Origin of the sequence: Bosea vaviloviae (assembly GCF_001741865.1) — a bacterium.
Classification (GTDB): domain Bacteria; phylum Pseudomonadota; class Alphaproteobacteria; order Rhizobiales; family Beijerinckiaceae; genus Allobosea; species Allobosea vaviloviae.
Genome location: NZ_CP017147.1, coordinates 362,531 through 382,854, shown reverse-complemented (window position 1 = coordinate 382,854; position 20,324 = coordinate 362,531). Strand labels below are relative to the sequence as shown.

Annotated in this window: 19 protein-coding genes; 6 read left to right on the top strand and 13 right to left on the bottom strand. The window is 63.6% G+C overall.

Going from position 1 to position 20,324, the window contains the following annotated elements:
* Window positions 1-76: 76 nt before the first annotated feature.
* From BHK69_RS01790 to BHK69_RS01780, 3 genes are read right to left on the bottom strand one after another with little or no spacing between them, the layout of a single operon-like run.
* The gene (locus BHK69_RS01790) at window positions 77-1,069 is read right to left on the bottom strand and encodes a LysR family transcriptional regulator (protein WP_083269059.1); all 993 of its coding nucleotides are present in this window, start codon (window positions 1,067-1,069) and stop codon (window positions 77-79) included.
* Between the two features lie 46 nt (window positions 1,070-1,115).
* Complete coding sequence (locus BHK69_RS01785; protein ID WP_069688623.1) at window positions 1,116-1,871, bottom strand: ABC transporter permease; 756 nt, start codon at window positions 1,869-1,871, stop codon at window positions 1,116-1,118.
* A 3-nt stretch (window positions 1,872-1,874) separates the two neighbouring features.
* Window positions 1,875-2,759: an ABC transporter ATP-binding protein gene (locus BHK69_RS01780; RefSeq protein ID WP_244548371.1), complete on the bottom strand. Its 885-nt coding sequence runs from the start codon at window positions 2,757-2,759 to the stop codon at window positions 1,875-1,877.
* Window positions 2,760-3,060: 301 nt separating this feature from the next.
* Between BHK69_RS01780 and BHK69_RS01775 the strand changes: the two genes are divergently transcribed.
* Complete coding sequence (locus BHK69_RS01775) at window positions 3,061-3,627, top strand: MarR family winged helix-turn-helix transcriptional regulator (RefSeq protein ID WP_083269058.1); 567 nt, start codon at window positions 3,061-3,063, stop codon at window positions 3,625-3,627.
* On the opposite strand, the gene BHK69_RS01770 is transcribed toward BHK69_RS01775, so the two are convergent.
* From BHK69_RS01770 to BHK69_RS01760, 3 genes are all read right to left on the bottom strand, one after another.
* On the bottom strand, window positions 3,628-5,415 hold the full coding sequence (locus BHK69_RS01770; RefSeq protein WP_069688620.1) for a thiamine pyrophosphate-binding protein: 1,788 nt from the start codon (window positions 5,413-5,415) through the stop codon (window positions 3,628-3,630). It abuts the gene before it with no gap.
* 172 nt (window positions 5,416-5,587) lie between these two features.
* Window positions 5,588-7,060 (bottom strand): aldehyde dehydrogenase family protein, encoded by a 1,473-nt coding sequence (locus tag BHK69_RS01765; RefSeq protein ID WP_069688619.1) that lies wholly within the window; start codon window positions 7,058-7,060, stop codon window positions 5,588-5,590.
* Window positions 7,061-7,175: 115 nt separating this feature from the next.
* Window positions 7,176-8,513, bottom strand: coding sequence for a Rieske 2Fe-2S domain-containing protein (locus BHK69_RS01760; protein WP_069688618.1), 1,338 nt, complete (start codon window positions 8,511-8,513; stop codon window positions 7,176-7,178).
* Window positions 8,514-8,627: 114 nt separating this feature from the next.
* Between BHK69_RS01760 and BHK69_RS01755 the strand changes: the two genes are divergently transcribed.
* Both BHK69_RS01755 and BHK69_RS01750 read left to right on the top strand, forming a co-directional pair.
* Window positions 8,628-9,587, top strand: coding sequence for a PDR/VanB family oxidoreductase (locus BHK69_RS01755; RefSeq protein ID WP_069688617.1), 960 nt, complete (start codon window positions 8,628-8,630; stop codon window positions 9,585-9,587).
* Between the two features lie 9 nt (window positions 9,588-9,596).
* Window positions 9,597-10,793 (top strand): Gfo/Idh/MocA family protein, encoded by a 1,197-nt coding sequence (locus BHK69_RS01750; RefSeq protein WP_069688616.1) that lies wholly within the window; start codon window positions 9,597-9,599, stop codon window positions 10,791-10,793.
* Between the two features lie 87 nt (window positions 10,794-10,880).
* On the opposite strand, the gene BHK69_RS01745 is transcribed toward BHK69_RS01750, so the two are convergent.
* From BHK69_RS01745 to BHK69_RS01730, 4 genes are all read right to left on the bottom strand, one after another.
* Window positions 10,881-11,087, bottom strand: coding sequence for a hypothetical protein (locus BHK69_RS01745; protein ID WP_069688615.1), 207 nt, complete (start codon window positions 11,085-11,087; stop codon window positions 10,881-10,883).
* Between the two features lie 301 nt (window positions 11,088-11,388).
* Window positions 11,389-12,495, bottom strand: coding sequence for a TAXI family TRAP transporter solute-binding subunit (locus tag BHK69_RS31240; protein WP_083269057.1), 1,107 nt, complete (start codon window positions 12,493-12,495; stop codon window positions 11,389-11,391).
* A gap of 869 nt (window positions 12,496-13,364) precedes the next feature.
* The gene (locus BHK69_RS01735) at window positions 13,365-14,312 is read right to left on the bottom strand and encodes a site-specific tyrosine recombinase XerD (RefSeq protein ID WP_069688613.1); all 948 of its coding nucleotides are present in this window, start codon (window positions 14,310-14,312) and stop codon (window positions 13,365-13,367) included.
* Complete coding sequence (locus BHK69_RS01730; protein ID WP_069688612.1) at window positions 14,309-14,455, bottom strand: histidine kinase; 147 nt, start codon at window positions 14,453-14,455, stop codon at window positions 14,309-14,311. Before BHK69_RS01730 ends, BHK69_RS01735 begins: the two co-directional genes overlap by 4 nt.
* 274 nt (window positions 14,456-14,729) lie before the next feature.
* Between BHK69_RS01730 and BHK69_RS01725 the strand changes: the two genes are divergently transcribed.
* Complete coding sequence (locus BHK69_RS01725; protein WP_244548573.1) at window positions 14,730-15,284, top strand: shikimate kinase; 555 nt, start codon at window positions 14,730-14,732, stop codon at window positions 15,282-15,284.
* Complete coding sequence (gene aroB / locus BHK69_RS01720) at window positions 15,281-16,435, top strand: 3-dehydroquinate synthase (protein ID WP_069688611.1); 1,155 nt, start codon at window positions 15,281-15,283, stop codon at window positions 16,433-16,435. The genes BHK69_RS01725 and aroB overlap by 4 nt, the downstream gene beginning before the upstream one ends.
* 105 nt (window positions 16,436-16,540) lie before the next feature.
* Here aroB and BHK69_RS01715 read toward each other — a convergent pair whose 3' ends face one another.
* Complete coding sequence (locus tag BHK69_RS01715; protein ID WP_069693277.1) at window positions 16,541-17,197, bottom strand: winged helix-turn-helix transcriptional regulator; 657 nt, start codon at window positions 17,195-17,197, stop codon at window positions 16,541-16,543.
* A gap of 268 nt (window positions 17,198-17,465) precedes the next feature.
* On the opposite strand from BHK69_RS01715, the gene BHK69_RS01710 reads away from it, so the two are divergent.
* Window positions 17,466-18,623, top strand: a complete 1,158-nt coding sequence (locus tag BHK69_RS01710) for an acyl-CoA dehydrogenase family protein (protein ID WP_069688610.1) — start codon at window positions 17,466-17,468, stop codon at window positions 18,621-18,623.
* 57 nt (window positions 18,624-18,680) lie between these two features.
* Here BHK69_RS01710 and BHK69_RS01705 read toward each other — a convergent pair whose 3' ends face one another.
* Both BHK69_RS01705 and BHK69_RS01700 read right to left on the bottom strand, forming a co-directional pair.
* Entirely contained in the window at window positions 18,681-19,010 is a 330-nt protein-coding gene (locus BHK69_RS01705; protein WP_069688609.1) for a DUF1330 domain-containing protein, read from the bottom strand.
* Window positions 19,011-19,110: 100 nt separating this feature from the next.
* Window positions 19,111-20,238 carry a calcium:cation antiporter gene (locus tag BHK69_RS01700; RefSeq protein ID WP_069688608.1) on the bottom strand — a complete coding sequence of 376 codons (1,128 nt, stop codon included), beginning with the start codon at window positions 20,236-20,238 and terminating at the stop codon, window positions 19,111-19,113.
* Window positions 20,239-20,324 lie beyond the last annotated feature (86 nt).

The following is a 20,324-nucleotide window of genomic DNA, read 5'->3' as shown; positions in this document are numbered from 1 at the left end:
ATGATGACGCCCTGTGACTGCTAGGACAAAGACTTCCACGAAATGAGAGTGAGACAGGAGCTGTATGGCGACGCGCTCATGAGCCGATGCGGTGCGCGAGTGACCCCAGTGATTCAAGGAGGCGCTCTGTCACCGTAGCGAGAAACCGGTCGATCGCTTCCTGCTGCCTAAACGCGGGAAAATTGCTTGGCTTTATGAGATAGAGGGTGCGCTTCAGCGGCAAATCCGAGACCCGCTGAGAGACCAACTTCCCGGCTCGAAGCGCTTCAATTGCCGTGCCGTACGGCATAAAACTCGCGGCAGCACCACGAACGACCAGCGTTCGCATGGCAGGGATCGACTGCGCTTCATAAACAACGCGCAATGGCATCGAAAACTTCTCCGCCGCGGTTTTCAAAAGCTTTTGAACCATATCCCGCTCGCCTGCCTGTACGAGATCGTGGCTGAGAGCCTCCGCCAAGGTGATCGTGGCTGGGAGCTCTTCTTCCGCCACTGGCCTGACGAAAAGCAGCTCTTCCTCGAAGAGCGCCTGCCGATCTATGCTTGGGCGCGGTTCATCGACGCCATACGCAAATGCGGCATGCACCTCGCCCCGCTCAAGCGCCAGGACGAGACCATTGCTCAGCTCCTCGACAAGGCTGAGTGAGACGCTCGGTATGAAGGTCTTCGCATCAAGCAGCAGGTCAGGGCCGATCTGGAGCATGATGCTGGGTGTAAGACCCAGAGACAGGATCTCTTGATCGGACCCGGACATCGCTTGGATGTCACGCTTCGTATCCTCGACATCCTGCAGGATACGGTTCGCCCGATCCAGCAAGAGGCGACCAGCCGTCGTCAGCATGACGCCACGGGAGTGGCGCAGAAGCAATTCCGTGCCGAGCTCCTGTTCGAGCTGGCGAATCTGGAGACCGAGAGCGGGCTGCGCGACGTTTAGCTGTTCTGCCGCCCGGGTAATATTGCCGACTTCGGCGATCTTGGCGAAATAGCGAAGTTGCCGGAGATTGATCGCAGCCTCCTGGGCGCCTTTTTCATTGCGTGCGACAATGCCGTGCTGCCGGGCACACAGCAAGGTTTAGATATCGAATCGTACGGCAAAAGGGATCCTTCATCGCGATCTAGTGAGCCGGACGGAACCATCGCTCCATTCGCTCGAGCACCACGAAGATCACCACGCTGACGAGCACCACGAAAATGATGGTCGCGAACATACCGGGCAGGTCGTAGCGCTCGGCGAGGTCGTTGATGAGCTGCCCAAGCCCGCCGAAATTGATCAGGAACTCGACGCCAATCAGGTTGATCAGCGCGAAGATCAGGCCCAAGCGGACGCCGACGAAGATGGTTGGGACCGCCGCGGGCAGCAGAATTTTCCAGAAGAGCTGAGCTTCTGTGAGATTATAGCTGAGACCAACGTTGATCAGGCTCTTTTTAACGCCGTTGAGGCCTTCGAGGGTCTTCAAGATCACAGGGCCAAGCCCCGCAGCGAAACCCATAGCGACGATCGTCGCGGCACTGCGGCCGAACACGACAAGGAAGAGCGGATAGGCCAACACGATTGGCGCCGCTGCGACGGCCGCAACCCAAGGCTCTACCGCAAGGCGCAGAATTCGAAACTTGTAGAGCGCCACCCCGATGGCTATGCCGCAGATGGAGACGAGAAAGCTTGCCGCGAGAGCTTCGGCTCCCGTCAGCATGAGACGGTCGAACAGATGCTCTTCCTCGAAGAGCCTGCGGAAACTCGCGAACACAGCCGATGGCTGCGGGATGACGAACTGGTTCAGCAGGCCGATCAGCAGAAGCACTTCGACAACGCCAAGGAACAGCGCGACAGTCGCCAATCCGACGAATAGCGGCGGGATATTGAAGCCTTTCATGCCTTAGCTCCGGCCTTTTCGGGCGCCGGCCTCGGATTCGGCCATACCGCGAGAGGCCTCCTCTCGCAGGTCGTTCCAGATCTCTGCGACATAGCGACCGAAAGCATCGCTGCCGACAACGTCGCCCTGGCGCGGACGTGGCAAGCGAATATTGACGATGCGCTTCACCTTTCCCGGCCGGAAGGTCATGATCACGACCCGGTCAGAGAGTTGAACCGCTTCAGTGATATTGTGTGTGATGAGGAGCGTGGTTTGCTTCAGCTCCTGTTGAATGGCCAAAACCTTGTCGCCCAGGAGAACGCGCGTCTGCTCATCCAAGGCGGCGAACGGCTCATCCATCAGCAGGATCTTCGGCTCGAACACCAGCGTGCGCGCGATGGCAACGCGCTGGCGCATGCCGCCGGAGAGTTCCGCAGGATAGCGCTGCTCGAAGCCGGCCAACCCCACCATATCGATGAACTTACGTGCAACGTCATAACGCTCGGCCTTGGCAACGCCTTTCACCTCGAGCGGAAACGCGACATTGTCGATGACCGTGCGCCACGGGAATGTCGACTCCTCCTGGAAAACCATGCCGATCGATGGATGAGGGCCAGTAATCGTCTCTCCGCTGACGCTGACTTTCCCTTCATAGCCCCCGACCAGGCCGCCGAGAATATTGAACACCGTCGACTTGCCGCAACCAGATGGCCCGATGATCGAGACGAACTCGCCGCGCTCGACGGAAAACGACATTCCGTCGACGGCCGTGACCCTGCCCTCGCGCGTATCGAAATGCATGGAGACGTTATCGACAACGAGATCGGTCTCGCTGGCGGCGGATGCAGCCAGGCGCAGTTTAGCGGTTGCAGCGGCCATATTGCTTTCGTCCTCTGGCTTATCGGTCATCAGAACCTGCGCACCGCCGAGACACGGCTGGAGGCCACGCGTGATCGCGCGCGAGACTGAGGGTCCTTTGGATATGGCGGCATTCCCATCATCCCCAAACGCGGCCCTTCTTCTTCTGTGCAGCGGCCTGCTTGGTTGCGAAACTAATGATCGGACACCGCCAAGGTCCAAGATTTTCTCGCTTGGCCTCTCAAACTTTTCGAGATGGGTACTCGCCGAACCGGCTCAGACTACAGCACAATCAAAGGCCGGCAGCCGTCGAGGCAATCGGCCCTCGGGCCGCGGCACATAAACGGCATGGATGCGCCGAGCCATCAGCGTCTATACTGGCGCCTTCGCAACGATCAGCCGAATCGAAAACGGGATGCCCGGGACAAGCAAGGCTGCCGCTGCAATCCAGACCGAGCCGAAGCCCGAGCTGCCATTCGAGAGCAGCGTAGGGTACCAGCTTCGCATGGCGAACCGCGCGACGCAGCGCTACCTCCAGGCCAAAATCGAGCCGCACGGTGTCAGCCCGGGGATGTGGTATTTCCTGCGCGCGCTCTGGCAGGAGGACGGCCTGACGCAGCGCGAACTCTCGCGCCGCATCGGGACGATGGAGCCCACGACCCTGACGGCCCTGGCTTCGATGGAGCGCGCCGGGCTTATCACACGAGAACGGGACGACACGGATCGGCGGAAGCTCAATGTCCTTTTGACCGCGAAGGGCCGGGCGCTCGAAAGCGTGCTCATGCCCTTTGCGGCGGAGGTCGTGCAGCAGGCCACGGCTGGCTTCAGCGTCGAGGACCGCGCCAGATTCCTCGGTTACCTCGCGGCAGTTCAGCGGAACCTAGGCACCCTTGCGCCGGACGCCGACCTGGAGGGCTGATCAGTCCTTCGCGGCTTCTCCGCCATGCCGGGTCATCCCCGCGGCCATGGCCGGATTGTAGCCGGGCAAAACCCTGGCATCGATCACAACCGAGGCGCCGGCCTTGGCCGCCTTGACCGCCTCGCCGACAGCCTCGGTCAGCGCCTTGGTGGTCAGGACCGGACCAATCCCGACCAGTCCCTGCGCCCGCGCGATCGCGGCAATGTCGATGTCTGGCTCGTCAATCCGCTGGCCGATCCACTTGTTCTCGACCGGCCGCTGGCGCTGCTTCGCCACGCGCTCCTGGTGGATCTCGTCATTGAAGAACGATCGATTATTGGAAACGATGGCTACGAACGGAAGTTTGTAGTGAGCGGCGGTCCAGAGCGCCGACACACCCATCATCGTATCGCCATCGCCCAGGACCGCGACCGGAAGTCTACCCGAGCCTTTCAGCGCCAGTGCGGCGCCCACAAGCATTCCGGGACCGGACGCGATACCCGCGCCGCCATCCGAACCGAGATAGTCGAGCGGGTGCCGGAAATGCCAGGAATCGCCGGCCCAGCCGAGCGGCAGCCGCACGAGACTGATGACTTCATCACGCAGCACCGCCCCGATCGCGGCGGCCAGCGACACGACGTCGAGCGGCTGATCGGCTTCCAGCCGAAGGGTCGGCTGTGCGGTCAGCACGTCCGGCTCTTTCCCCGGCCCTACGCCAAGCGCGTCCGCGATCAGATGCAGTGCAAGATCGGGCTCGCTTGCCAGATGGAGATCGGCCGGAACCAGGGCCTGATGATCCATGCTCCAGCCATTATGCAGATGGTGATCGAGCGAGATGTTGATCACGGTCGCAGTCGGCGGCCCGCCGGTCTGGCGGCAGGTGCCGCCCAGATCGACCCAGTCGAAGGCAACGATCACGTCGGCGGCCCGGATCGCATCGGCGGCGGTCTCGTCGAGGAAATAGCCCGGCTTGGCGGCATGGAGCGCGTGATCCGTCGGGAACGCCGCACCCGTTTTGATGTCGGTCAGTACGGCGGCCTGGAGCCGCTCGGCCAGCGCCACCCGGCGCGCCCAGTCGCGCGTGCTGCGCGAAACCCGGCCGAGCAGCAGGAGCGGGCTCTTCGCAGCGCGCAGGAGCGCGGCCACCTTCTCGATATCGGCCGCCGCCGGGATCGAGGCGGAGACCGCAGCGAAGCGCGCGGGATCGGGAAGAGCGGGCATCTCGTCGAGCCGGGTCTCCTGCATCGAGACGTCGAGGCAGACATAGGTCGGCGCCTTCGGTGTCATTCGGGTCAGGTTCGCGGCGCGGATGAACGAGTCGATCATCGCTGGCACCGAGACCGGCTGATCGTCCCATTTTACATAAGGACGGATCAGCGCACCCTGGTCCTTGGCGGTATGGAGCCAGTCGATCCAGGGCCGGCGCTCGGCCGCGTCGACCGGTCCGGTCGCGCCCATGATCAGCATCGGCACGCGGTCGCACCAGGCATTGTAGATCGCCATCGTTCCATGCATCAGCCCGACATTGCTGTGCAGGATGACGCCCATCGGCCGCTCGGTTACCTTGGCATAGCCATGGGCGACAGCAACCGCGTGCTCCTCGTGTAGGCAAAGCAGCATCTGCGGACGTTCGTTGCCGAGATGGTTGACGAGGCTGTCATGCAGGCCGCGGAAGCTCGAGCCGGGATTCAGCGCCACATACGGAATGTCGAGCCTACGCAGCATCTGCGCGACCACGTCGCTTCCCCAGACCCCATTATCGGCGGAGGGAATCGGTGCGTCGATTCCAGATAGCACAGTCTCGGTCATCGGTTTCCTCACTGGCACGGTCTTCTATCGCCACCGCATCACGCGGCGCGTTGGCTGAACCAGTATTCCCATGGGCGGAAGAGCGCCGGTACGCCGAGATTCGGTTTGGCTGCAAGCTCGATTGCTTTGGGCGCCGTAGCGAGAGGACGCCTGCCGGGCAGACGGATTGCGCCTAGTTGGGCGCGCCACCTGTCAGGCTGATATGGATGTTCTTCTCCTGCGTGAAGGAGATGAGTTCGCCGAGACATTCCTCCCGCCCGATGCCCGACTGCTTCCAGCCGCCGAAAGGCGCTCCCAGGAAATGCTTCGAGACCTCGTTGATCCAGACGAACCCGGCCTCGACCTCCATGGCAGTGCGATGCGCCCTGGTCAGGTCGTTGGTCCAGATCGAACAGGTCAAGCCGTATTCGACACTGTTCACCTGCTCTAGCATGGCAGCCTCGTCCGCCCAGGGGGCGACCGCGAGCACGGGCCCAAAAATCTCGTCGCGTGCGATCCGCATGGTTGGGGCGACATCGGCAAAGATCGTCGGCTCGATGTAAAAGCCCTTGCGGAGACGCGGATCAGACGGCGTCGCGCCGCCACAGATCAGGCGCGCACCCTCATCTTTCGCCGATGTGATGAAACCCATGATCCGCTCGTGCTGCACACCGCTGATGATGGCGCCCATTGTGGTCGCATCATCTGTCGGGATGCCGGGCACGAAGCGCGCGACTTTCCGAGGCAGCCGCTTGAGCACCTGCTCGTAGATGTCCTTGTGTACGAAGGCCCGGCTCGTCGAGCCGCAGGACTGGCCGCACCAGGTGAAGTTCATGCCTGCGACCATCGCGTCGGCGACCTTGTCGGGATCGGCGTCACCGAAGGCGATCAGCGCGTTTTTACCGCCAAGCTCCAGCAGCACGGGCTTGATCGTGTCGCTCGCCGCCTTCATCACAGCGCGGCCGGCGCCGACGCTGCCGATGATTGCGACCTTGTCGACGCCGGGGTGGGAAGCCAGGGCCGCGCCGGCTTCGCGCCCGCCCGGCACCACGCTGAAGACGCCTTCGGGCAGCAGCCCTTCGACGAGCTCGGCCAGCCGCAACGATGACAGCGGCGCCTGCTCCGGCGGCTTGATGATGATCGCGTTGCCTGCCGCCAGCGGAGCCGCCATCTTTCCCGCGCAAAACATGAAGGGGTGGTTGAATGCGAGAATGCGCGCCACCACTCCGAGCGGCTGGCGGACCGTCAGGTTCAGCGCGTCCGGCCCCATCGGGATCGTATCGCCCTTCATCTCTGTGACGAGCCCGCCGAAGAAGTCGAGCTGCGCGGCCGCGATCGCTGCGTCGCCGACCATCTCCTTGATGGGATTGCCGCAATTCGCAGCGTCGAGCGCGGCAAGCTCACGTGCATTCTTGCGGACGATTTCGGCAATAGCCTTGAGAATCCGGCCCCGTTCCAGCGGCACGACCTTGCGCCAGAGTTTGAAGCCTGCCCGCGCTGCGGCGACGACCGCATCGACATCCGCCGCATCCGCTTCCGCCACCGCGCAGATCGGCTCGTTCAGGCCGGGATTACGGGTCTCGACATAGCGACCAGCGCGCGGATGATGCCAGCCACCGCCATAGTACAGGCTCCTCCCGGCCAGGACGACGAGAGTGTCTTGCATGGGTAGGAACCTCGCGGCAGCTTCTGAAAGACGCGCGCGATTTTCCCCCGCGCGAGCCGACAGCTCCAAGACTTTTAGGCTTTGGCAGCCAAACCCGAATGGCGGTGACAGCCGCTCAGCCGCCGGCGGCAGCCGCCATCTCGGCCTCGGTCTCGTCCTGCTCCATGCCGTCGAGCAGCGCGACCTCCTCGTTCGAGGCGCCAAGCTTTCGCCAGTCCTCGCTCTTGGGCACGATCCCCTGATAGGAGCGCAGTTTCGCCTGCGGCAGATGCGGCTCGATCAGCCCGATCGCCTCGCCGCCCTCGGCGTGCTTGCGGGCAGCGTCGATCATCACACGGCGGAACTGCACGATTGCGATGTCGCTGGCACCGAGCCGCTCGCTGGTGCGGTCGGCGATCGGCCCCATCGACTCCCACATCATGATGTCCTGGTTGGGAATCCCGGGCACGCCGGTGAAATCGCCGAGCTTCATCGCCTTGCGATCCTGCAGATAGTTGTTGGCCTTGTTCCGGATCATCGGCTTGTAGGTCTTGTCGAGGTCGATGCCGACCTGCGCGACGCAGAACTTGCGCCAGCTCTCCTGGTCGATGCAGTCGTCATTCCCCCAGGCGATAAAGTGGAAATAGCTCGAAACATCGTCCTTGGGCACGATCACGGTCGCGACATTGTAGGACGCGTTGGGCGGGATCAGCGCCGCGAAGGGCGCGACGAAGACGGTCAGGCGGATATAGTCATGCGTCTGCGCATTGGTGATCGGCCGGCGTATCGCGGCGTATCGGAAGCCGTAATTCGTGAGCTGCACCTGGATGCGCGGGTTCTTGTCGGTCGAGGGTCGTGTCCAATGCGTCGCCGTCGCGCCGGCCGTGGCGACGCGCGCCGGCTTCATGTCGGAGGAGTGCAGGCTGGATGAATGGGCGGAATCGATCTGCCCTTCCATGATCTGCGCCCAGTTGACGGGCAGGTCGATCTTGACGATCGAGACCTTGGCCTCCGGCGTCGGCGCCCAGGCCGGAGCCTCGAATTCCGGCATCAGCTCCTTCGGGCCCATATAGACCCAGATATAGCCGCCGGCCTCCTGCGTCGGATAGGCCTTGTGCTGGACCTTGTCCGCGAACCCGCTTTCGGCCGGTTCGGAGACCATTTCCAGCACCTTGCCGTCCACGTCGAACTTCCAGCCGTGATAGAGGCAACGCAGGCCGCATTCCTCGTTGCGGCCGAAGAACAGCGATGCTTTCCGGTGCGGGCAATACTCTCCCAGAACACCGATACGGCCGTCCGTATCGCGGAAAGCAACAAGATCCTCGCCAAACAAGCGGACCCTGACCGGCGCGCCGTCGATCTCGACCAGCTGCTCCGAGAGCAGCGCCGGCACCCAATGGCGGCGCATCAGCTGTCCCATCGGGGCGTCGCCTTCGACGCGGCAGAGCAGCTCGTTTTCCTCGTGGTTCAGCATAATCGGTTCCTCCAGTTCACGGCCGGGGCTAGCCAGCAGTATATTACTTAGATATCTAAGTATGAGATTAGTCCGGTTTGAAACGCTTGTCGAGGGAGGCGGGCGGAGGTGGAAATGGCAGAAGAAACAGAGACCATCCGGCTCAGGATCACCGAGAAAAGACCGGTCGCGGAAGATATCTGCCTGTTCGAGCTGCGCCTGCCGGACGGCGGGCCGCTGGCGCCCTTCACGCCGGGCGCGCATCTCGGTGTGCGCGTTCCGAACGGAGAAATGCGGAAATATTCGCTCTGCAACAGCCCGGACGAGACGGACCGCTATGTCATCGCCGTCAAGAAAGAGCATGGCGGGCGCGGCGGATCGATCAGCCTGATCGAGCAGGCGAATGAAGGTGACGAGATCGCGATTGCGCCGCCTCGCAACGATTTCGAGCTCAAGTCCGGCCCGGCTAGCTACATCTTCATCGCCGGCGGCATCGGCATCACCCCGATCCGCGCCATGATCCGGCACCTCATGGCCACCAAGGCAAAGCCGTTCAAGCTCTACTATTTCACCCGCACCCCAGAGATGATGGCCTTCCGCGACGAATTCTCCGGACCGGAATTCCGCGGCAAGGTCGTGATCCATCACGATGGCGGCGACCCCGACAAAGCCTATGATCTCTGGTCCGTGCTGGAGGAGCCGAAAGGCGCGCATCTCTATTGCTGCGGCCCGCGCGGGCTGATGGAGGCGGTCCGCGACATGACCGGGCACTGGTCGTCCGCCGCCGTGCATTTCGAGGATTTCGGCGCGGCCAGGGTCCGCGCGGAGGACAATGTTCCGTTTTCCGTCCGCCTCGCCAATAGCGGCGAGACCTATGCCGTGCCGGCGGACAAATCGATCCTGGAGGTCCTGCGCGCGGCCGGCAAGGTGCTGCCGAGCTCTTGCGAGAGCGGCACCTGTGGCACTTGCCGGACGAAGCTCGTCGCCGGCGAAGCCGATCACCGCGACCTGGCCCTGGCCGAGCACGAGCGTGCCCGCAACATCATGATCTGCGTCTCCAGGGCGAAATCCCGGGAACTGGTGCTGGACCTGTAGGAGCCCGCCGTGAACACCCCCTTGCGACTTGGCGTGGTTGGCCTCGGCCGCGCCTTCATGCTGATGCTGCCGACTTTGGCGCAACACCCCCGCGCCCGGCTGGTCGCCGCGGCTGACCCGCGAGCGGAAGCGCGCCGGCAGTTCGAGCAGGATTTCTCGACCCCGGATGCGGCCGCGCGGACTTATGCCGATGCCGAGATGCTCTGCGCCGACCCGGGCGTCGAGGCGCTCTACATCGCCTCGCCGCATCAGTTCCATGTCGAGCATGTCCGCCTGGCGGCGAAGCACCGCAAGCACATCCTGGTCGAGAAGCCGATGGCACTGACGCTCGCGGATTGCCAGGCAATGATCGAAGCGGCGCGCCTGGGCGGCATCCATCTCATGGTCGGCCATAGCCACTCGTTCGACGCGCCCTATCTGCGCGCGGCCGAGCTGATCCGCTCCGGTCGCTTCGGCGCCCCGCGGATGATCGTCGCCATGAACTACACCGATTTTCTCTACCGGCCGCGCCGTCCCGAAGAGCTCGACACGTCGCTGGGCGGCGGCGTCGTCTTCAGCCAGGCCGCGCACCAGGTCGACGTGGTGCGCCTGCTGGCGGGCGGGTTGGTCTCGACCGTCCGCGCCACCACCGGCCGGTTCGATCCCGCGCGTCCGACGGAAGGCGCCTATCAGGCCTTTCTCACCTTCGCTGACGGCGTCAGCGCGACCCTGACCTATAGCGGCTATGGCCGCTATGACAGCGACGAGCAGCTCGGCTGGTTCGGAGAACTCGGCCAGAAGCGCGATCCCGAAAGCTATGGCGCAGCGCGCCGCGGGCTCGCCGGCGTCGCGACCCCGGAAGAGGAAGCAGCGCTCAAGAATACTCGCGCGTATGGCATCGCCAAGAGCACGGCGGGGACACGGGCCGCTCCGGCGGCGCACAACCACTTCGGCCATATCGTCGTGTCATGCGAAAAGGCCGACCTGCGGCCAATGGCCGATGGCGTCATGATCTATGGCGATGACCGGCGTTGGCTCGAAGCCTTGCCGGCGCCGCAGGTTCCCCGTGCCGAGGTGCTCGACGAACTCCATGCCGCGGTCAGGCGAAATGTTGCGCCCCGGCATTCCGGCGAATGGGGCATGGCGACGCTGGAAGTCTGCCTCGCCATTCTCGAATCGGCCGGCTCGGGACGCGAAGTGTCCGTCGGATATCAGGTCGAGCCGTGACTGACATTCGGTCAGGATCGGCTCTCATCTATAGAGTGAGAGCAGGGTCTATGCGAAAAACCGGTTCCCACTTTTTCGCATCCTACTTTAGCGCCGGTTGGCCGGCTCCTCGGGCGGCGGGTTGTTCGCGGCGGCCGACAGGATCGCAATCGTGTCCTGCTCGGCAGCAGCTGCGCTCTTGTAACGCGGCGCCGTGGTCACGAGCGGCCGCTCGGCATCGGCCGGATAGTAGATCTCGATCGCATAGCGCCCCGTCAGGCGGTCCTCGACCGGCTCAACACGGATCAGCGGCATTGTTTCCTCCCGAAGCTTGGCCGAAGGCCAGCTTTTCTCATGGTGGGGAGTAGATCGCGCGGCGAAGGCCCGGTCCAAGACAAAAAGGCTCTGCCTGCCAAGCCGTTCCGGATTCGGGGACGCTTGGTCCGGAGCCGGATCGGCCGCGAACGGCTCGCCCGGATCCGGACGTCCTGGCTTATGCGGCCTTCCTGGCCGCTGGCCTGCGATGCTCCTGTGGAGCGTTGTCGAGCAATGGCTCGTTACCCGTCTCGCGCTCTTGACCAGCATCCCTCCAGCGACAGCCGAAAGGGATGCCAAGTCACGCAACCGTCAGGGCATCAGCCCCCGTTTCTTTGTAGTATCGCTCCGCGCCGGGGTGGAGTGGCACGCCGATATTCTTCCACATGAGCTTCGGATCGGCATTGAGATTGCCCAATTCTCCCGATTCCTCAGGCTTGATGGACGGGTCTTGTCGGTTAAAAGCAGCTGCGTTCTCGGCCGCTCCCTTGACGATCTTGTAGGCGAGATCGTCAGACATGGCGGCGTCCCCGACGATGACCCAATCCGAATAATCGATGGTCACGACATCATCGATCACGCCGGGATAGGAGCCTTTCGCAATGATCTTGTCGTATTTCCGAAAGCCGAACTTGGCCATTGCATCGATAACGTCCTGCCTGATCGAAAAAACCCGCATAGGCTTCTGTTCATTGAGGCGCTTCCAGAGTGGGTTGGCGATTACAGTGGCCTCGTGAAAGATCGAATCTGCCTTTCCGGCCAGCATGCCCCGCAGCGCCGGGCCGGCCCATGCGTAGGGCTCGATCTTGGCCCCCCATGACCGCATCTCGGCAAGCGAGACACCATAGGCCTTCATCACCTCCTCGAAGAGGAAGCCGGTGGTATCATCATCGTCTTGATGTCCGGTGGCGATCTTGAGTGGAATTTTGCGTTTGATCAGTTCTTCGACAGAATTCACGCCCCATTCCGCTGGTACGGCGAATGTAATCGGGTCGCGTTGGCCAATTCTGAAGAGTCCGCGAACATTTGGATTAGCTTGCTTGAACACTCCGACGCCGTGGTAGCTCATATAGGGAGTGGCCGATGGGGTCGTGATGGCGACCTGCGCTATTTTTCGCTGAAGATTCTTGAGTTCTATGCCGTAGCCGCTGCCGGTGAAGAGGACTTCACCGGAAAACTCGGCTTCGGGAAACTGATCGTTGACGGCAGTCAGCATCCAGGCGGCAATTCTTGGAAAGTTTGCCCGCCCGGCTGAGATGACAAGATGTGTTTTCGCCTGCCACTGCGACCACCGATCCGCATGTGAAACCGATTGGGCATACGCATCGAACGCGCTCACGTTCAATAGGAGCGCTATAGAGATCGCAAAAAGACCGGAAATTCGTGGCCTGACGCCTTTCAAAAGCATAACTTACCTCCCTTGGGCGAGTATGGTCAGGAGCATCGGACGCCCCTCGCCCTAGGCGTGCCGCTATCTCGTCCGCAACCGAGCCGAGCTCGACCGCCTGCAGACGGCAAATGCCATCACAGCGTGTGCGAGCACGGCGGGTTGAAAGTCGTATGCCCGGGATAACCGTCTAACTGGGCTGTTGCTCCGCAAGCTTCATTGCGCAACGCGCGTGCGAGCTCTCGCGGGTCTTTAATTGTGCGGGAACACCGAGGTCGGCGTCCGACGCGATCTCCTGGCAAACGTTACTTCGCACGCGTGTACGCTTATGCTGTTCGCCGTTGGGGCCGGCTCGCCCTATGGCCGTTTCACGCGAAGCCGCGCCCGGCCACACCGCGCGAACAGTGATCGCATTCGTGGTTGCAAGATCGGTCCGGGCATTCGATCGCTCCCTCGGCGCGGTCCTGTTTTTGGAATTTCCCGCTTGTGAGCGAAGCTATGGTCGTCGGTAATCGACGTCCAAGATTATCTCGCTTGGCCTCTCAAACATTTACCCGTAGGCCCACCTGAGGTTTTGCCTGCGAGGCGGTCGAAGAGCTGCGCAAGATTTACGCGGAGGCCGGCATCGACGGCTCCAAGCCGGTGATCGCCTCCTGTCGCATCGGCTCGGCTACACATGGGCTACTCTCACTACGTCGCCAAATACATTGTGAAACGCAGTCGGCCCCAACAAGAGGGCCAAATCCAGAAATCACGTCCTGCCCAGACGCGGAAGCGACATCGGGCGAACGTAATTGGCAAGAAAAATTAAATACTTGCGATAGGTTTGGATTCCGCGTCGCGCGGCGGTGATCGAAACTCACATTCCATGGGAAATCTCACCCCCAGGCTCAAACTTCGTGAGATTTGACATTCTCGTCGGCGAGCGGGTGCAGGTCGCGGACCATGCTTTTCAGCCGCTCGTCGAGGACATGGGTGTAGATCTGGGTGGTGGCGATATCGGCATGGCCGAGCAATTCCTGCACGACGCGCAGATCGGCGCCGTTCTGCAGGAGGTGGCTGGCGAAGGCGTGGCGCAGCACATGCGGGCTCAGGGCGGCGGGTGAAAGCCCTGCCGCCGCAGTCAGCGATTTGAGGTCGCGGGCGAAGGCCTGGCGGGTCAGATGCCCGCTTTCGCCATCGGAGGGAAAGAGCCAGCGGCTGTCGGCCCCGCCCGCCTGACGCAGCGCCTCGAGATAAGCGAGCCCCGCCTCGCGCGCGGCCTCGTTCAAGGGCACCAGCCGGTCCTTGTCGCCCTTGCCGCGCACCACCAGGAAGCGTTCGCGCGTGGTCGCAGCCGAGAGCGGCAGCGCGATCAGTTCCGAGACGCGCAGGCCCGTGGCGTAGAGCAATTCGATCAGGCAGCGCATGCGCAGCGCCTTCAGCCGGGCGGGCTTCGACAAGCCGTCTCGCTCGCTCGCCAGGCGCGCCGTTTCGATCAGCCGGTCGACATCGGCGACGGAGACCACTTTCGGCAGGGGACGGCCCTGCCTTGGGCCCTCGATGGCGGCCGAAGGGTCGTTGGGCAGGAGACCCTCGGTGTAGAGAAAGCGATGGAACTGGCGCACGGCCGAGAGCTTGCGCGCAGCCGAGGACGCCTTGAGGCCGCGCGCGGCGATGTCGCCGAGCCAGCCGCGGATATCGTCCGCCGCAAGATCGCCCAATGCCTTGCCGCCGAGCCATTCCAGGTAGTCGTCGATGTCGCGCTCATAGGCTTCCAGCGTATTGCGGGCCGCGCCGCGCTCGGCCGCCAGCATGTCGAGGAAGGCCTTCAGCCTTGCGCGCGCCTCGCGGCTCATCGCGGTTGCAGCTTGGCTGGCGGCACGATCTCGATGATCTCGCGCGGTTCGGGCTGGACGAACGTCACCAGCGCGACCATGCCGCCGAAGACCAGCCCGCCGAGAATGGCGAGAAAGGCGACGAATCTGAACAGCGTCGGCACGGCGTGGCGACCCCCAGAAGTTCTGGCCCGGAATCGGGACTTGTCGGTTATTCCCGAAGCGGCCCGGACGGCGCAAGGGCCGGCGCGAGACTGCGGGGAAGGCAAGGTTTCGTGAGGGCATGACGGCGCGTGATCGCTCATGCTAAACGGGCGTTGAGGAAATGCCACAATGATGATTGTCGAGACGCTCGACCAACGAGATAGCAAGGGTCTACGTGTGGATCGCGAAGATTTGCGTGCGGCATTGGGCCAGCGCGCGATCGTGCTCGTCGGCATGATGGGCTCGGGCAAGAGCGCGGTCGGCCGCAAGCTGGCGACCCGGCTCGGTTTGCCCTTCGTCGATGCCGATACCGAGATCGAAACGGCGGCGGGCATGAGCATCCCCGAGATCTTCGCCCAGCGCGGCGAAAGCGAGTTCCGCGACGGCGAGCGGCGGGTGATCGGCCGCATCCTGACCACGCGCGCGCCGCTCGTGCTGGCAACGGGCGGCGGCGCCTATATGAATGCCGAGACGCGCGAGCGCATCGCTCAGCTTGGCATCTCGGTCTGGCTCAAGGCCGAGCCCGAGGTGCTGATGCGCCGGGTCCGCAAGCGCTCGAACCGACCGCTGCTGCAGACCGCCGATCCCGACGCGACGCTGCGCCGGATGCTGACCGAGCGCGAGCCGGTCTATGCGCTGGCCGACCTCACCTTGATCTCGCGCGACGATCCCCTGGACGTCGTGGTCGAGGATGTCGTGGTGGCGCTCGGTCAGCATCTGCGGCCGCCGCCTTCTGGGTCGCAAGAATCCTGTGGGTCGCAAAAATCCTGTGGGTCGCAAGAGTCATGACTATTCCAGCTCACGAAAACCCGGGCGGGCGGATCATCGTCCCGGTCGCGCTCGAAGGCCGCTCCTACGATATCCATATCGGCCGCCACCAGCTTTGCGAGGCGGCGGCCCTGATCGCGCGACTCGCGCCCGGCGCAAAGGCGGCGCTGGTGACCGACGCGCATGTCGCGGCATTGCATGCCCCGGCCTTCGAGGCCTGCCTGCACCAGGAGGGGATCGCGGCGACCCGCATCGTGATCCCGCCGGGCGAAGCCTCGAAATCCTATGCGAGGCTGATCGAGCTCTGCGACGCGCTGCTGGCGGCCAAGATCGAGCGCCAGGATCTCGTCATCGCGCTTGGCGGTGGCGTCGTCGGCGATCTCACCGGCTTTGCGGCCGCGGTGCTGCGGCGCGGCGTGCGCTTCATTCAGATTCCGACGAGCCTCCTGGCCCAGGTCGATTCCTCCGTCGGCGGCAAGACCGGGATCAACTCCACCCATGGCAAGAACCTGATCGGTGCCTTCCACCAGCCTGCGCTGGTCATCGCCGACACCGCATTGCTCGACACGCTGAGCGAGCGCGAGTTCAAGGCCGGCTATGCCGAGGTGGTGAAATACGGGCTGATCGACGATGCCGGCTTCTTCGACTGGTGCGAGATCAATTGGAGCCGGATCATCACCGGCGGGCCCGAGCGCGATCATGCGGTGGCGGTCGCCTGTCGGGCCAAGGCCGCGATCGTCGCGCGTGACGAGCGCGAGGAGGGGGACCGGGCGCTGCTCAATCTCGGCCATACCTTCGCACATGCGCTGGAGCGATTGACGAACTACGATTCGACGCGTCTCGTCCATGGCGAGGCGGTTGCGATCGGGCTTGCGCTCGCCTTCCGCTTCTCGCAGCGCCTGGGGCTGTGCTCGGGTCAGGACGCGGTCCGCGTCGCCCGCCATCTCGACCACGTCGGGCTCCCGAGCCGGCTCCATCAGGTGCCGGGCGGAGCTGGCAGCGCCGACGAGATCGTCGCGGCGATGGCGCAGGACAAGAAGGTCAAGCGCGGCGCCATGACGTTCATCCTGGCGCATGGCATCGGCAAAAGCTTCATCGCGCCGGGCGTTGCGGCTGCGGAGGTCAAGGCGTTCATCGAGACCGAGCTCTCGGTGAACGGCAAGGCGGCCTGAACCCGCTCGCTCAGCCCGGATCGAGGGGACGCGAATTCGCCGCCATCCGGCTCCCGGCCTTGCCCCCGCTGGTTGCGGGACTGGGCCGCGCCGTTTTGAACGACCTCAGTTCTTGACGGCGCGCTCCGCCTTGGCGAAGGGCGACAGGGCGAGCCACTGATGGATCGACCGGGCAATCGCCTTGTCGCCGGTCAACTGGATGTTGCCGGCCTCGACCTCGGTGCTCAGCTGCGAGATGCCCATCCAGACGGCCGTCATCGTCCGCAGCGAGCTGCGCACGTAAAGATCGATCTCGTAGCCTGGATCGGTGAGGCACAGATCGACCTTCTCGCCATTGACCACCAGCCACCACGACCTGCGATCGGCGCTCAACTCCGGGTAGATGAAGTTGATGGTGCAGCGTCGCGGCGGCAGCGGCGATGGCTCAAGGCCACGCCGCATGTCCCACATCAGAAGCGACGGATCGAGGTTCTTCAGTGACATGGACGACTCGACCCAGCGTTGTCCCCAAAAGCCGAGCGACATGATCACGCCGCGCAAATCCTCACCGGCCTCCGTCAGCCTGTAGTTCATCGCACCGGGTTGGCCGGATGGCGTTGCCGCGATCACGCCCGCATCCTCCAGCTCCTTTAATCGCTTCGACAGCAGCGAAGGCGACATGCGCGGCACGCCGCGTCGTAGATCGTTGAAGCGGGTCGTGCCGCACAGGAGTTCGCGCACCACGAGGGCGGTCCAGCGACTGCAGACGATCTCCGCCGCCATCGAGACGGGGCAGAATTGCCCATAACTTCCGCGATCGGCTTTGTCGGGCAACTGAGCCGCCCTCCGGAGATAGCTGCGCGCAAAGAGCGTATCGATAGTGAGGCAGCGGGTTGTCACCTTACCATACCGCAACGGAAATCTCAGAAATTTCGGCTGCGATCAAGATTTCGCCGCGGGCAAGATGCGCCAGTACAGTTCGTGAACTGGATCGCCATTCGCGGTCCAAATACGCTCCTTCGCATCGACTTTCCTACGAGGGAGGAACGTGATGAGCACGAACGCGCCATTGAGGATGGATATCGGAAAACGGCGCGACATCGCCGATATCGCAAGCGAACTGGGGGCGATCTTCGGAAAGCGGGCCGATCAGGCCGTCGACGAGGACAGTTTCGTCGCCGACAACTTCGCGCTGTTGAAATCGTCGGGATTGGTCGAGGCAGGCGTGCCGGTCGAGCTTGGCGGCGGCGGCGCCAATGTCGATGAACTGGCCGAAATGCTACGGACGCTGGCCTATCATTGCGGCTCGACCGCGCTCGCCTTTTCGATGCACACGCATCAGGTCGCTATCCCGGCCTGGCGGTGGAGCCATCTGAAGGTCATGGCTGTCGAGCCGCTGCTGAAGCGCGTTGCGCAGGAGCGTATCATCCTGTTGTCGAGCGGCGGCTCCGATTGGATTGGTGGGTCGGGCAAGGCCGAGAAAGTGGATGGCGGCTACCGCATTTCGGCGCGTAAGATTTTTACGTCAGGCTCGCCTGCCGGCGATCTCCTGATGACCAGCGCGGTTCTCGAGGCGGAGGGCGAGCCATCGACGGTTCTCCATTTTGGCGTTCCGATGAACTCTCCAAACGTGAAAGTGCTCGACAACTGGCGCGTGCTCGGCATGTGCGGCACCGGCTCGAACGACGTTCTGATCGAAGGCCACATCGTGCCCGAAGCCGCAGTCGCGGTCCGGCGCAAGGCAGGCGAATGGCATCCCTTGTTCCACATCATCGCGACGATCGCGTTTCCCTTGATTTACTCGGTCTATCTCGGCGTCGCCGAGAGCGCGCGCGACATCGCGATTGCTGCGACCAAGCGAAAGCAGCCGGGCCAGCACGCGATTCAGCTTGCAGGGCGCATGGATACCGAACTCGCCGCGGCGCGGCTGGCGCGCGACTGGATGCTCGCCTCGGTGCGCCTCAACGCGCCCTCCGCCACGACCATCAACGACGTGATGATGGGCCGACAGCTTGTCGCCCGTCACGCGATCGCCACGGTCGAGCTCGCGATGGAACTGGCCGGAGGCGCCGGCTTCTTCAGGGCAACCGGGCTGGAGCGGCGTTTCCGCGACATCCAGGCTGCGCGCTATCATCCGCTGCAATCGGGGCCGCAGGCGCAATATGCGGGTTCGATGGCGCTGGGGCTTCCGGTCGAGGGGATCTACTGAGCGCCGGCCATCGCGGCTGGACCGAGGTCGAACGGCAAGGCGACCTGAGCGGCCGGTTCAGCCGAGCTTGGCCAGCACCTGCGTCGCCTTGTAGCCCTCGGGCACACCGTCGACCAACATGGTGACGCTTGTCGAATTCCTCGTCCTCAACGGCAGGATCTCCCGGTAGGCGGGCGAAGCGTACCAGCCGCGCGCTGCCTCCATGTCGGGAAAGGCGATCATGACGAGATCGCCCGGCCATGGCCCTTCCACGACCTCCGGCGTCGCCCCATGAACCAGGAAGCGGCCGCCGAACGGGATGAGGGTCGCGTCGATCGTGCTGATGTAGCTCAAAATCTCCGGCCCGAGATCGACGTCCTGCAGATGGGCAATGGCGTAGGCGGTCATAGCGGTCTCTCTCGCGGGGGTCTGTTGCCGTGCTTCGCGGAGACCTTGGAGACATTCGGGGCGGAGGTCGATTACCTCTGGGGTGATGTCAGCGGCGCCCTTACGGGCTGAAAACCAGCACTAAAAACACGAAGAACACCGCGAGATGCACCGCGCCCTCCAGCATCGTCGTGCGCGTGCCGGTGAAGGTCAGCGTCGAGAGCAGCAGCGTCATCGCCAGGATGACCATATTGGTTCCCGACAAGCCGAGCACGACCTCCTGCCCCGTCAACAGGCCGATCGCGAGCACGGCCGGCACGGTCAGGCCGAGCGTCGAGGCCGCCGCGCCGAGGCACAGATTGATCGCGCGTTGGAGCTGGTTGGCGCTGATCGCCCGCAGCGCCGCGATGCATTCCGGCGTGAACACCACCATGGCGATCAGGATACCGCCGAGCGCGACGGGAGCACCGAGTTTGATGATGCCGAAATCCAGCACCGCCGCGAGGCTCTTCGCCAGGATGACGATCGGCAGGATGTTGGCGAGCAGCAGGACGACATGCGTCGCGGTCGCGCCGCCTGGATCGTCATGGCCGCGGTCGTTCTCGCTGGGCTCGTCATCGCCGGGCATGGCGGTACGAGGCAGCGGCGCCTGCTCGCGCGTCGGCTCCTGGAAAAAAGAGCGGTGGCGCCCGGTCTGGAGCACGAGGAAGGCACCGTAGAGCGTGATGGTGAACAGCGAGAAAGAGACCGATTGCAGCGTCGTCAGCGTGCCGTTGCTGGTCGATGTCGTGAAATTCGGCAGCACAAGCGGGATCACGGTCAGGGGAATGATCACCGCGAGATAAGAAGACGCGCCTTTCAGATTGTAGCTCTGCGCGAAATGGCGTCGGCCGCCCACCAGCAGGCCGATGCCGACCACACCGTTGAGCACGATCATCAGCACCGCGAACATGGTGTCGCGCCCCAGCGTCGGCGCGCCCTTGGCCCCAAGCATCACAGCCGAGATCAGCGCCACCTCGATGATCACGATCGAGAGCGTCAGGATCAGCGTCCCGAAAGGCTCGCCGAGCCGACCGGCCAGGATCTCCGCCTCATGAACCACACCGAACGCCGCCCAGATGATGATCCCCAGCAGCCACAGGAAGATCGCTGCAGACGCCAGCGGCGCGCCGAGCTGGCCGAGCAGGCCGCTTCCGAAGAGCAGGAAAGCGGCAACGGTTGCCCAGGCGCAGGCGAGGCGGAGGATCATGGTGTTCAAGGGGCCGTCCCGAAATGATTGGTTTGAAAAGGGCATGCGGAAACTGCCGCCAGGGCAACCTGCCTCAGCTTACCGCA

What these genes read in the sequence shown, in the direction of transcription:
- BHK69_RS01755 (WP_069688617.1), top strand. Translation starts at nt 8,628, where the DNA reads ATGGCAGAAGAAACAGAGACCATCCGGCTCAGGATCACCGAGAAAAGA.
- BHK69_RS01760 (WP_069688618.1), bottom strand. Translation starts at nt 8,513, where the DNA reads ATGCTGAACCACGAGGAAAACGAGCTGCTCTGCCGCGTCGAAGGCGAC.
- aroB (WP_069688611.1), top strand. Translation starts at nt 15,281, where the DNA reads ATGACTATTCCAGCTCACGAAAACCCGGGCGGGCGGATCATCGTCCCG.
- BHK69_RS31240 (WP_083269057.1), bottom strand. Translation starts at nt 12,495, where the DNA reads ATGCTTTTGAAAGGCGTCAGGCCACGAATTTCCGGTCTTTTTGCGATC.
- BHK69_RS01785 (WP_069688623.1), bottom strand. Translation starts at nt 1,871, where the DNA reads ATGAAAGGCTTCAATATCCCGCCGCTATTCGTCGGATTGGCGACTGTC.
- BHK69_RS01780 (WP_244548371.1), bottom strand. Translation starts at nt 2,759, where the DNA reads ATGACCGATAAGCCAGAGGACGAAAGCAATATGGCCGCTGCAACCGCT.
- BHK69_RS01725 (WP_244548573.1), top strand. Translation starts at nt 14,730, where the DNA reads ATGATGGGCTCGGGCAAGAGCGCGGTCGGCCGCAAGCTGGCGACCCGG.
- BHK69_RS01765 (WP_069688619.1), bottom strand. Translation starts at nt 7,060, where the DNA reads ATGCAAGACACTCTCGTCGTCCTGGCCGGGAGGAGCCTGTACTATGGC.
- BHK69_RS01775 (WP_083269058.1), top strand. Translation starts at nt 3,061, where the DNA reads ATGCGCCGAGCCATCAGCGTCTATACTGGCGCCTTCGCAACGATCAGC.
- BHK69_RS01705 (WP_069688609.1), bottom strand. Translation starts at nt 19,010, where the DNA reads ATGACCGCCTACGCCATTGCCCATCTGCAGGACGTCGATCTCGGGCCG.
- BHK69_RS01715 (WP_069693277.1), bottom strand. Translation starts at nt 17,197, where the DNA reads ATGGCGGCGGAGATCGTCTGCAGTCGCTGGACCGCCCTCGTGGTGCGC.
- BHK69_RS01710 (WP_069688610.1), top strand. Translation starts at nt 17,466, where the DNA reads ATGAGCACGAACGCGCCATTGAGGATGGATATCGGAAAACGGCGCGAC.
- BHK69_RS01700 (WP_069688608.1), bottom strand. Translation starts at nt 20,238, where the DNA reads ATGATCCTCCGCCTCGCCTGCGCCTGGGCAACCGTTGCCGCTTTCCTG.
- BHK69_RS01735 (WP_069688613.1), bottom strand. Translation starts at nt 14,312, where the DNA reads ATGAGCCGCGAGGCGCGCGCAAGGCTGAAGGCCTTCCTCGACATGCTG.
- BHK69_RS01770 (WP_069688620.1), bottom strand. Translation starts at nt 5,415, where the DNA reads ATGACCGAGACTGTGCTATCTGGAATCGACGCACCGATTCCCTCCGCC.
- BHK69_RS01745 (WP_069688615.1), bottom strand. Translation starts at nt 11,087, where the DNA reads ATGCCGCTGATCCGTGTTGAGCCGGTCGAGGACCGCCTGACGGGGCGC.